The sequence below is a fragment of the Nesterenkonia sp. genome (assembly GCF_029265375.1).
GTDB lineage: Bacteria > Actinomycetota > Actinomycetes > Actinomycetales > Micrococcaceae > Nesterenkonia.
Window position 1 is genome coordinate 1 of sequence record NZ_JAJUJJ010000042.1, and the last position, 10127, is coordinate 10127.

A 10127-nucleotide genomic window follows, 5' to 3' on the forward strand; every position below is an offset into this window, starting at 1 on the left:
CTACTTCGACAGGCCAGGCACATCCAACGGCCCCACCGAGGCCATCAACGGACGCTTGGAACACCTACGCGGCACCGCCCTGGGGTTCAGGAACCTGACCAACTACATCACCCGAGCCCTACTGGACACCGGAGGATTCAGGCCCCTCCTACACCCTCATCTGCGATGAGCCCCTAATCTGGCTTGCCTAGCGGCGGCCTGGAAGGATGAACCCGCGCCCAGGCCCTACCCCGCTGAGTTCCGCGACGACGTTGTCCGCGTGGCCAGGAATCGTGAACCCGGAGTCACGATAGACCAGATCGTTAAAGACTTCGGTGTCCACCCCATGACGCTGCAGAAATGGCTGCGCCGGGCCGAGATCGACGACGGGTCCAAGCCTGGCCAGACCCGCACCGAGGCAGTCGAGCTGCGCGAGGCCCGTAAACGGATCCGGCTCCTGGGACAAGAAGTCGAGGTGCTTCGCCGTGCCGCTGCGTATCTCTCGCAGGCGACCCTGCCGGGAAAAGGCTCTACCCGCTCGTGAGTGAGCTCGCCGTCGATGGGATCCCCATTGGGGTGGCGTGCCGGGTGTTGAAGCTCGCTCGTCAACCCTACTGAAGCGGCCTGAGTTTCGTTCCGGGGTTTAGACCACCGCGGGCGCGGCCGTCATGTGTTGAGTGTACGAGGCCTCGACCTCTGCAGGAGTCCGATACCCCAGACTTTCGTGAAGACGCCGAGCGTTCCACCACAGCACCCAGTCCAAAGCGGCCATCTCCACCGCCGTCGCTGGAGGCTGCGTGCTGAGGCCGGCCGGGACTTCGCTGCCCGGTATCCCCGGGAGGTGATGAACCCACATTCCGTCGCAGTCAGGGTGCGGCAGATGGCCTCGACCCCGAAAAGATCCTTGTGCTCGCCGATGAAGCGGATCATCTCGTCGTGGGGCGGGCGAGTTCCGCGGCGAAAAACGCCGAGGCCTTCTTCAAGATCTCGTTGGCCCGCTGAGCTTCTGCTAACTCTCGGCGCAGCCGTCGGACCTCTTCTTCAGGGGACTCCCCGGCAGGCGGAGCATCGACCAAGGCCTGGTGGTTTCGCAGAGCGCGGCTGCACCAGTTTCGCAGGGCCTCAGGGCCGCACCCTAAGGACTGGGCTACGACACGGATCGAGACTGCCCGGGACCCGCCTTCAGCGGTTTGGCGGTCGAAGACCATCCGCACTGCACGGTCCCGGAACTCGGGGCTGAACTTCTTTGGCATGTTCCAATTCTCCTTCGAGAGACTCGGGACGAAACCCAGGGCGCTTCAGTCCCCCTCGATCTGCAAGAGGCGTGGTCGGTCAGGTGGATGGTGCCCCGACCTAATACGGGGGCGATAAAGGGGGCCTTCTTGTATACCCCATGGGGTATATGAAAGGATGCCATGTATACCCCCGGAGGTATACAGGAACTATTCATGGGAGGCGCAATGCTGTTGGAACGTATCTATGACGAAGATCTGGCACAGGCCAGCTACTTGATCGGCTGTCAGGCTGAGAATGAGGCGGTGGTGGTCGACCCACGCCGTGACATCGCCGAGTATCTGGATCTTGCTCGACGCCACGAGATGAAGATCGTGGCCGTCACTGAGACTCATATCCATGCCGACTATCTCTCGGGGAGTCGAGAGCTGGCTTCGGCGACGGGCGCCGAGCTCTATGTCTCCGGTGAGGGGGACGATGATTGGCAATACGGGTTCGATGCCCATCGCCTCTATGACGGCGATGTGATCACTATTGGAAACATCACTATCAGGGCTCGCCACACCCCTGGCCATACCCCGGAACACCTGATATTCGAGATCACTGATGGTGCGTTCAGCGATCAGCCGGGTTACATCCTCTCGGGTGACTTCGTGTTCGCCGGGGAGCTCGGGCGGCCAGATCTGCTGGATGAGGCTGCCGGCGGTGTTGATACCCGGTATGAGGGAGCGAAGCAGCTCTTCAGCAGCCTGAAGAACGTCATTGCTGGGATGGAAGGCCACGTATTGGTCTACCCCGGCCATGGTGCGGGCAGTGCCTGCGGAAAATCGCTGGGTGCCCTGCCGGCCACGACAGTGGGCTATGAGCGGGCCAATGCCTGGTGGTCACGCTATCTTGAGAACGACGATGAGGCGGGATTCGTCCAGCAGCTGCTGGAAGGCCAGCCGGATGCTCACGCCTATTTCGGGCGGATGAAGCGGCAGAATAAGACGGGTCCTGCGATCCTGGGCCGGATGTCAGATCTGGAGGAACTTCCGGCCCATCAGGTGGCAGCGGGAGTCGAGACCGATGAGCTCATAGTGGTCGATACCCGCCCCCACCAGCAGGTGCATACCGGCACCGCACTCGGGGCTCTGAATATCCCCGGCGATAAGCCTGCCAGCTTTGGCGCCTGGGCCTATGACCCAGAGCGGGAGAGCCGCCCCTTGGTGCTGCTGGCCGCCGACCAGGATGAGGCCCACCGACTGCGGGCCCACCTGATCCGAGTCGGGATTGATCACCATGCCGGTTACATCAGCAGCCTCGAGGGCCTCCCGAGGCTCATCCCGGCAACCGTCCCCCCGGAGGAGCTCGCCGCAGTCGGGGCGGATGTGCTGCTCGATGTTCGCAACGCCTCTGAGTACGCAAACGGCCATATCCCCAAGGCGCAAAACCTCAGCGCCGGCAAGGTCCTCTGGCACCTGGACGAGCTGCCGAAGGACGCCACGATCATCTCTTACTGCCAATCCGGGAAGCGCAACTCCGTCGCGGCCAGCGTGCTTCGTCGAGAGGGTTACCGGGTCCTCGAGCTGGAGGGCAGCTACAACGCTTGGCTTGAGCATCAGGATCGCTGAGCTCACACCCCACTGACGAAAGGCTAGCTATGACTGTCACATATTGTGCTCCTGAGGATCTACTTCAGGGCGACCCCTCTGCACCTCAAGTGCTCATCGATGTCCGCACGCCTGCGGAATTCGAAGCTGCTCATATCAAGGGGTCACGAAACCTCCCGCTAGATCTGCTGCAGAAGAACCCCTCCACTGTGGCCTCCTCGCTGCCTGGCGAGGTCATGCTGCTCTGCCAATCCGGTGCACGCAGCCAGCAGGCCGCACAGACCCTGTCCCAAGCGGGGGCTGACCGTCTCCACATGCTCAACGGCGGCATCAACGCCTATGTGCAGGCAGGCGGCGAGCTGATGCGGGGAACCCAACGGTGGGAGATGGAACGACAGGTCCGCATGGGAGCCGGGGTCCTGGTGGCTACGGGCATCCTCGCCAGCCACTTCGTCAGCCCGAAGTTGAAGTGGCTCTCCTTCGGCGTCGGCTCTGGGCTGATCTTCGCCGCTGCGACCAATACCTGCGGCATGTCCTACGCCCTGAGCCGGATGCCCTGGAACAAAACCGCAGCAGACCCCACCCTGGAGTCCGCGCTTCGGGATATTCCTGATATCACCGGCACACTCTGAGACCTCCGTGGAATCTCTGAGTGTGCTCGTCCTCGTCCTGGCGGCACTGATTGGTGTCTCGTTGGGCCTGCTGGGTGGTGGCGGCTCCATCCTGGCGGTCCCGCTATTGGCCTATGTGGCCGGGATGGAGCCGAGGGAAGCAGTAGCTGGCTCGCTGTTCGTAGTCGCTGTCACCTCAGCGGTGAGTCTGATCAGCCATGCACGCCGCGGCAACGTCCGGTGGAGGCTCGGCACGCTGTTCGGCACCGCCAGCATGTTCGGCGCCTTCGCCGGAGGGTTGATCGGCGGCCGTATCCCTGGAACGGTGCTGATGATCGCCTTCGCCCTGATGATGCTGGTCACCGCAGCCGCCATGCTGCGCCACCGGAAGGCGGTCCCTACATCCTCTCCGAGTGGGGAGCACTCCTCCCTGCGCAGGTGGCGCATCCTCGCCGAGGGGCTGATCGTCGGCCTAGTGACGGGCATGGTGGGCGCAGGAGGCGGTTTCCTCGTGGTTCCCGCCTTGGCTCTACTCGCTGGCCTGCCCATGTCCGCAGCAGTGGGCACCTCCCTGGTGGTGATCATCATGAAATCAGTGGCCGGCCTAGGGGGCTATCTGACTGCTGTCAGCCTGGATTGGCCGCTCATCCTACTGGTCACCGGAGCAGCCGTCGCGGGCGCACTGCTGGGGTCACGCTTCACCGACCGCATTCCAGAGACTGGTCTGCGCAAGGCCTTCGGAATCTTTGTCCTGATCATGGGCGGGCTTGTACTCACTCTGGAACTCACCTAAACAGAAGGAACTTCATCATGACGACTGTCCATGCCCTGAACCAGCACACCTTCGCCAGCAACATCCACCAGGACGGCGTCGTCCTGGTGGACTTTTGGGCCGACTGGTGCGGCCCGTGCCGCGCCTTCGCCCCGGTCTTCGAAGGTGCCGCTGCCGAACATCCTGAGATCATGTTCGCCTCGGTGGACACCGAGGCCGAACCTGCCCTGGCCTCCGCTGCGAAGATCACCTCAGTACCTACACTGATGGCGTTCCGCGACGGCGTGTTGGTGTACTCACGGCCCGGAGCTCTGGCCCCGGCTGGTCTCCACGAACTTATCGAGTCCATCAAAGCCCTCGATATGAACGAAGTCCGGACCCAGCTCGCTTCCGGCTGACCCCGTCCTGCAGAATCATGGGACTAGCATTCGTCGTATTCTCATTCTCTGATCTAAGGCACCGGAAGGACCCACATGCGTAACGCAGACGCGGAGACTCAGCGCAAGATCCTCAACAGGCTCAAACGTGCCCGAGGTCAGCTGGACTCGGTCATCAACTCGGTAGAGAACAACGGCTCATGCCGCGAGATCGTCACCCAGTTGGCCGCAGTATCCACGGCCCTTGACCGTGCTGGCTTCATGATCGTCTCCGGTGCCATGCAGTACTGCATCACAGACCCGGAATCGGCGGCCGAAGAAGAGGACGGCCTCACCGTGGAGGAACTCGAAAAACTCTTCCTCACCCTCTCATGAAATAACCCCGGCCAACCCAATAGTCCTACGGACGTGACCATTGGTGACGTCACCCTCATCGCTGCAATCTTCCTCCGCAGGGTCTTTTACCACCCGTGAACGCAGCGCACGAGAGAGCACCAGAATCATCGAAAGCAGCCTGCGATGACCGCTTGCAGGTAGGGCAGGTGGATAGTGGCGCTGACTATCAGCAAACCGGAAACTATGAGGAGGATCAGCGAAGCTGGCGCCAGGCCCCGGGATGCTGAAGGCGGAGAGACCAAGTGCCGGATGCGATCAATACCTGCTGCATGCAACACCACATGCTGCGCACGGGGTGCCATCACAGGTGTCTCTCCGAGTTTGAGCAAGGCGCTGGCCAGGGCGGGGGTACCGGCTTGTTTACTGGCGTAGTTATCCGCGGCCATTTCCAAGTAGTGAGGTACTGCATCGGCCACGGCCCGGACTAATGGGACCCAGAGCAGCGGGCGGGTAGCGCCTTCAATCAGCCCGACGATCAGGTGGTGGCGTTGACCCAGGTGCGCGGCTTCATGGGCTAGCACCGCCTGAAGTTCTTCTTCGGTCAGTTCATCGACCAGCGCCAGGGATATAGCAATCCCGCACCTGCGTCGTGGCAGGGCGAAGACCATCTTCTCTGGCACATCCACCAAAGTGACAGGTTGACCCAGCAGTGTTGTCTTCTGCGCCAAGCCTCTCAAGCTGCGGCAGGCATGTTTGGCCGCTAGGTGGGTTTTCCAGCGTGTGTGGATCAAGGAGGCTATGACAGCGGCGAGTAACACAACAGGCACCATCAGCAACAGGATTCCTGGTATTGCGGTGTCGATGCTCGTACTGCCGGGCAGTGGGCTAGCCGCGTCGAGACACCTCTGGCAGACCTCGCCTACTCGGCCGGGCACCAGCTGTGGCCCAGAGAGCCCCGAGGCCAATAAGAGCGCTATAGCCCCGACGGTGAGCAGCCAGACCGCCAAGGCGGTACCCAAGATGGCAACGGCAGCTCGCGGGACCCGCATCAGAGCTGGTGCCGAGCGGCGAATCAGCAGGCCCCCTGCTGTAGCGAATAACAGAACGAAGGCACTCAGCCCTGCGGTGGCGGCGATAAGGTTCATGGCTCTGCCTGCTTAGTGGGGTCCTGGGACGGTTGAGCACCGAGATACTCGCGCAGCATGTCAAGCTCCTCCGAAGGCATCGCTTTGACCAAGTGCAGGATGGAGGCTGCTCGATCATGGCTGGTTTCCAGCGCTTGGCGCATCACCTGGGCGGCGTATTCTTCCCGGCTCAGTCGCGCCCGGTAGAAAACCAGACGTCCTTCACGCTCGGTGTCGACCAGTGTCTTGCGGACCAGGTTCTGCATCACGGTCGCGATCGTGGTGTAGGCCGGCCGCTGCGGCAGAGCGTCCATGACCTCACGAACACTGCGCCGACTCTGGGTCCATAACAGGTTCATCACCTGTTCCTCCAGCTCCCCGAGCTGCGGCACCACTGCCTGTTGGGTCCCCTGCTTCTTCGTCATGCTCCTACACGCTCCCTGGCATCGGCATGAACAGATACTGTTGCAGGTTTCACGGTGCAGGCCACCTGACCTTTGAGCCTGATAATCAGGGCAAGGCCGCTGAGCAGGATGGCAGCAGTCGCAAGGAAGGGCTGAACAGGGGTGAACCAGGTGATCGCTCCCGAGTAGCCAAGAGCAAGCAGGGCCAGCTTGTTACACACCGGGCAGCCAACAGCGAACCAAGCCAGAATCCCTCCAGTAAGACCGAGTTTTCCCGAACGGTCAGCCTTGCCCTCTGAACGAGAAGAACCCTCTGCAGCAGGAGAGGGGTGAACGTAGGTGGCAATCAGCATGCCCGTCAGAGCTGAGGCCAGAATCCACACCGGGTAGTTCCATACCACCGGAGCTATATCTCTGCCGAAGACAGGGTTGGGGATCAGCACAGTGGCGACACCGATGCTGACCGCCACCGCCACCGAGGCAATCACCGCGGCGACCGCCTGCCGGGACGACCAGGTCTTCAACCCCACCCAGGCTAGCTTCAGCGTGGTGGTCAGACGTGTCAGGCGCAGAGTTCCCATGGTCCTACTATGCCGTATCGTTACGGTCTTGCCTAGTTACTAGGCATGTTAGTTACTATGTGAGATAGTAATAGTTCATCTACCGCGAGGAACCCCTTCATGTCTGAGAAACCTCCCCTGACCGGAAAGTGGTGGCTGTTGCCGGTCGGTATCGCAGTGGCAGCACTCGTTGTGTTGGCCACTTTGTTCTGGCCCGGCGGGGGTGACTCCGAGGTGTCCACACCTGATGACGACAACCCGGCGGAGACCCTTGACGATGATGATTCAGCCCCAGTGGATGTTGTCGACCCAGGGGAAGAAGAACAGCCGGACCTCTCCTTTGTCGAGCAGCGGAACCCAGACGACCCGCTCTCTATCGGGGATGCTGAAGCTCCGGTGGTTCTGGTGGTCTTCTCGGACTACCAGTGCCCCTACTGCGCATCCTGGAGCGAGGAGACGCTGCCGGTGATGATGGACTATGTCGACGCCGGTGATCTGTTCATCGAATGGCGCGACCTCAATGTCTTCGGCCCCGCGTCGGAACGAGCTTCCCAGGCCGCCTATGCGGCCGGGTTGCAGGGAGGATTCTGGGACTATCACGAGGCGCTCTTCGCCGGAGGAGAGATCCGCTCAGAGAACGAGCTCAGCGATGAGGCGCTCATAGGTCTAGCCGATGATCTTGGCCTCAGTGTGGACCAGTTCGCCCAGGACCTGGACTCAGCGGAAGTGATCGAAGCTGTGGAGACTAACCAGCAGCTGGGCATGGACCTCGGAGCGTACTCGACCCCAGCATTCGTCCTCGGCGGTGAACCAATGGTCGGCGCTCAGCCCACCGAGGTCTTCACCGAGGCTGTGGATCAGGCGCTGGAACAGGCACAGGAGTAAAGGCAAGTGGAGATCAGTCTGATCACCGCCTTCCTCGGCGGAGTCCTGGCCCTGCTGTCTCCCTGCGGGGCGCTGCTGCTGCCGGCATTCTTTGCCGCCACACTGGGAACCCGCCTACGTCTGATGGCCCATGGAGGAATCTTCTACCTCGGCGTGGCACTCACCCTTGTCCCCCTAGGACTCGGACTGGGAGCACTGGGAAGCCTGCTCGTAGCCCAACGAGACCTCCTCGTCCTGGGCACCGCCGTGATCCTCATTCTGTTGGGTCTCGCTCAGGCGCTTGGTTTCGGGTTAGATATTTCCAAGCACCTGCCCGGTGCCGGAGAACTCCAACGCCAGGCCCACTCCCGCAACGGTATTGTGAAGACCTTCCTCCTAGGAGCTGCCAGCGGAGTAGCCGGCTTCTGTGCCGGCCCAATCCTGGGAGCGATTCTCACCCTAGCCATGGCACAAGGCAACACCATCAACGCTGGGACCATGCTGGCAGCCTACGGTCTGGGCATGGTCGTCCCCCTGGTGGGACTGGCTGCCATATGGTCCCGCCTCAGCCCCAAAGCCATAGGCTTCCTTCGTGGACGCGGCTTCCAGGTCTTCGGGCTGCAGCTGCACACCACCTCAGTACTGACCGGGCTGCTGATCATCGGCGTAGGAGTTCTCTTCTGGACCACCAACGGGCTGATCAGCGGACCATCACTGGTGCCCGCTGGGGCACAACGCTGGCTACAGTCCTACAGCAGCGTTCTGACCTCACCACTGCTGGACGCCCTGGTCATCATCACAGTTGCGACCGTTGCCATCACAGTGGTCATTAGGCGAAGAATCAATACCCAGCGTCACGACCGCTCCCCCGGCTCAGCCAAGGAGCCAGAGGCGTGAAGAACAACACAGCCCCTCGAATCATGATCACGGCTCCAGCCATAGCAGCGCTGCTTGCCCTAGCAGCTTGCACCTCGGACTCCGAACGCCAGGAGCCGAACTACAAGCCAGCCCCGCAAACTGTGGAAAGCCAAGCACCTGAAGCAGATGACCAGGACCTGCGGCTGCCCTACCAGTTAGAAGAATTGCCATTGTTAGACCCAGGATGGGCATCTCCGCCACAACAGGCCGGGGGAATCTACCTTGCCCCCGGTGAGACCAACGGCACTCTGACTTTCACTGCCATCGATACTGACGGAACCATTCTCTGGCAGGCGGAACGGCCTCTTAGTTGCGCGGGCTTCACACTGACCAACGACGGCACCCAAGACCTAGCAGTACTTACCGACCTTGAACCCGATGAAGACTCGTTCGGAGCAACCACAGCAACGGCCTACAACTTAGAGACCGGCGAGCAGGTTTGGGGCCCCGTTGAGGTTCCTGGCCCCCACCAAGGCCCGGGACTAGTCTTCGCCGCGCCGCCAGAAGAGCACTTTGGTGACCTCGGACCCAAGGTAGTCCTCGACCCTGCCACAGGCGAGGCTCTTTACGATGAGGATGCCGATTCCAACACCAATGTGATCGGTGAGTACCACGGCACGGTGCTTGTTGCTGAAGATGAGCAGATTCACGCCTATAGTTCGCCCGCGCAGGACCTTGAATGGAGCTTGTCACTGAGTGACAATGGTTGGCCGCGGGACCAGGTATATGGCGCAGACTCCACCAATTCTGGTTTTCTCACTGGTGCTCTGATAGGTGTCGAGGCAGATAATCAAACCCTTGTAGATCTCACCACCGGGGAAATCATCGCTAATGACCTAAGAGACGCAGCCCAAGACCCCACCACCGGCACATGGATCGCTCTCGGTGAAGACCTAGCTGGCTACGACGAAACCGGCGAACAGATCTTCACCAATCCCGATGCAGAAGACCTCCAGACAATCGAAGGCATCGGCGGCGTGATGGTCTACCTACGAACGTCCGACGGCAGAATCCAGGTTCACAACGTGGTCAGTGGGGATGTAGCTCAAGCCTACGACCCTGAAGGCCAGGGAATCATCGCTACGCCTACTTACATCTCCGAAGTGGGCGCTGCTGTAGTGAAGTACACGGACGGGTATCTATTCACTCCGATAACAGAAACGACGGATGAACCTGGCGCAGAGTAGGTCAAGCAAAAATGGCGGACAATGTCCGGCGGGGCTGATGCAGGAACAGGTGACAGTTCGCTCTTAGGCCGCCAGGGCGACGGCCTGCTCCAATAGGTGGGCTTCAAACTGTACCGGGGTCATCCGCCCCAGCTCCTGCTGCTTCCTCCTTCGGTGATAGGTCTTCTCGA

The 10127-nt window shown here is 61.2% G+C and carries 14 protein-coding genes; 10 read left to right on the top strand and 4 right to left on the bottom strand.

From position 1 onward, the window contains the following. Positions 1-169: transposase (locus Q1K09_RS12455; RefSeq protein WP_300345800.1), on the top strand; the 169-nt coding region annotated here is incomplete at its 5' end. A gap of 9 nt (positions 170-178) precedes the next feature. Next, positions 179-523: a transposase gene (locus tag Q1K09_RS12460; protein WP_300345801.1), complete on the top strand. Its 345-nt coding sequence runs from the start codon at positions 179-181 to the stop codon at positions 521-523. Positions 524-905: 382 nt separating this feature from the next. On the opposite strand, the gene Q1K09_RS12465 is transcribed toward Q1K09_RS12460, so the two are convergent. Further along, on the bottom strand, positions 906-1232 hold the full coding sequence (locus Q1K09_RS12465; RefSeq protein WP_300345783.1) for a transposase: 327 nt from the start codon (positions 1230-1232) through the stop codon (positions 906-908). 207 nt (positions 1233-1439) lie between these two features. Here Q1K09_RS12465 and Q1K09_RS12470 point away from each other — a divergent pair, with 207 nt between their 5' ends. From Q1K09_RS12470 to Q1K09_RS12490, 5 genes are all read left to right on the top strand, one after another. Then, entirely contained in the window at positions 1440-2825 is a 1386-nt protein-coding gene (locus Q1K09_RS12470; protein WP_300345785.1) for an MBL fold metallo-hydrolase, read from the top strand. A gap of 29 nt (positions 2826-2854) precedes the next feature. Further along, on the top strand, positions 2855-3436 hold the full coding sequence (locus Q1K09_RS12475) for a rhodanese-like domain-containing protein (protein ID WP_300345787.1): 582 nt from the start codon (positions 2855-2857) through the stop codon (positions 3434-3436). Between the two features lie 7 nt (positions 3437-3443). Then, the gene (locus Q1K09_RS12480) at positions 3444-4208 is read left to right on the top strand and encodes a sulfite exporter TauE/SafE family protein (protein ID WP_300345789.1); all 765 of its coding nucleotides are present in this window, start codon (positions 3444-3446) and stop codon (positions 4206-4208) included. Positions 4209-4225: 17 nt separating this feature from the next. Continuing rightward, positions 4226-4585: a thioredoxin family protein gene (locus Q1K09_RS12485; protein WP_300345791.1), complete on the top strand. Its 360-nt coding sequence runs from the start codon at positions 4226-4228 to the stop codon at positions 4583-4585. Positions 4586-4660: 75 nt separating this feature from the next. Beyond that, positions 4661-4939, top strand: a complete 279-nt coding sequence (locus tag Q1K09_RS12490) for a metal-sensitive transcriptional regulator (protein ID WP_300345792.1) — start codon at positions 4661-4663, stop codon at positions 4937-4939. Between the two features lie 125 nt (positions 4940-5064). On the opposite strand, the gene Q1K09_RS12495 is transcribed toward Q1K09_RS12490, so the two are convergent. From Q1K09_RS12495 to Q1K09_RS12505, 3 genes are all read right to left on the bottom strand, one after another. Beyond that, complete coding sequence (locus tag Q1K09_RS12495) at positions 5065-5628, bottom strand: M56 family metallopeptidase (protein WP_300345793.1); 564 nt, start codon at positions 5626-5628, stop codon at positions 5065-5067. 413 nt (positions 5629-6041) lie between these two features. Continuing rightward, entirely contained in the window at positions 6042-6449 is a 408-nt protein-coding gene (locus Q1K09_RS12500; RefSeq protein ID WP_300345794.1) for a BlaI/MecI/CopY family transcriptional regulator, read from the bottom strand. Then, positions 6446-7009 carry a hypothetical protein gene (locus tag Q1K09_RS12505; RefSeq protein ID WP_300345796.1) on the bottom strand — a complete coding sequence of 188 codons (564 nt, stop codon included), beginning with the start codon at positions 7007-7009 and terminating at the stop codon, positions 6446-6448. Before Q1K09_RS12505 ends, Q1K09_RS12500 begins: the two co-directional genes overlap by 4 nt. 99 nt (positions 7010-7108) lie before the next feature. Here Q1K09_RS12505 and Q1K09_RS12510 point away from each other — a divergent pair, with 99 nt between their 5' ends. From Q1K09_RS12510 to Q1K09_RS12520, 3 genes are read left to right on the top strand one after another with little or no spacing between them, the layout of a single operon-like run. Further along, entirely contained in the window at positions 7109-7873 is a 765-nt protein-coding gene (locus Q1K09_RS12510; protein WP_300345797.1) for a DsbA family protein, read from the top strand. A 6-nt stretch (positions 7874-7879) separates the two neighbouring features. After that, positions 7880-8749 carry a cytochrome c biogenesis CcdA family protein gene (locus Q1K09_RS12515; RefSeq protein WP_300345798.1) on the top strand — a complete coding sequence of 290 codons (870 nt, stop codon included), beginning with the start codon at positions 7880-7882 and terminating at the stop codon, positions 8747-8749. Next, complete coding sequence (locus Q1K09_RS12520) at positions 8746-9957, top strand: hypothetical protein (protein ID WP_300345799.1); 1212 nt, start codon at positions 8746-8748, stop codon at positions 9955-9957. The genes Q1K09_RS12515 and Q1K09_RS12520 overlap by 4 nt, the downstream gene beginning before the upstream one ends. Positions 9958-10127: the final 170 nt, after the last annotated feature.

Bases quoted from the DNA above. Each gene is read 5' to 3' on its own strand.
- Q1K09_RS12465 (WP_300345783.1), bottom strand. From the start codon at position 1,232: ATGCCAAAGAAGTTCAGCCCCGAGTTCCGGGACCGTGCAGTGCGGATG.
- Q1K09_RS12470 (WP_300345785.1), top strand. From the start codon at position 1,440: ATGCTGTTGGAACGTATCTATGACGAAGATCTGGCACAGGCCAGCTAC.
- Q1K09_RS12475 (WP_300345787.1), top strand. From the start codon at position 2,855: ATGACTGTCACATATTGTGCTCCTGAGGATCTACTTCAGGGCGACCCC.
- Q1K09_RS12485 (WP_300345791.1), top strand. From the start codon at position 4,226: ATGACGACTGTCCATGCCCTGAACCAGCACACCTTCGCCAGCAACATC.
- Q1K09_RS12490 (WP_300345792.1), top strand. From the start codon at position 4,661: ATGCGTAACGCAGACGCGGAGACTCAGCGCAAGATCCTCAACAGGCTC.
- Q1K09_RS12500 (WP_300345794.1), bottom strand. From the start codon at position 6,449: ATGACGAAGAAGCAGGGGACCCAACAGGCAGTGGTGCCGCAGCTCGGG.
- Q1K09_RS12505 (WP_300345796.1), bottom strand. From the start codon at position 7,009: ATGGGAACTCTGCGCCTGACACGTCTGACCACCACGCTGAAGCTAGCC.
- Q1K09_RS12510 (WP_300345797.1), top strand. From the start codon at position 7,109: ATGTCTGAGAAACCTCCCCTGACCGGAAAGTGGTGGCTGTTGCCGGTC.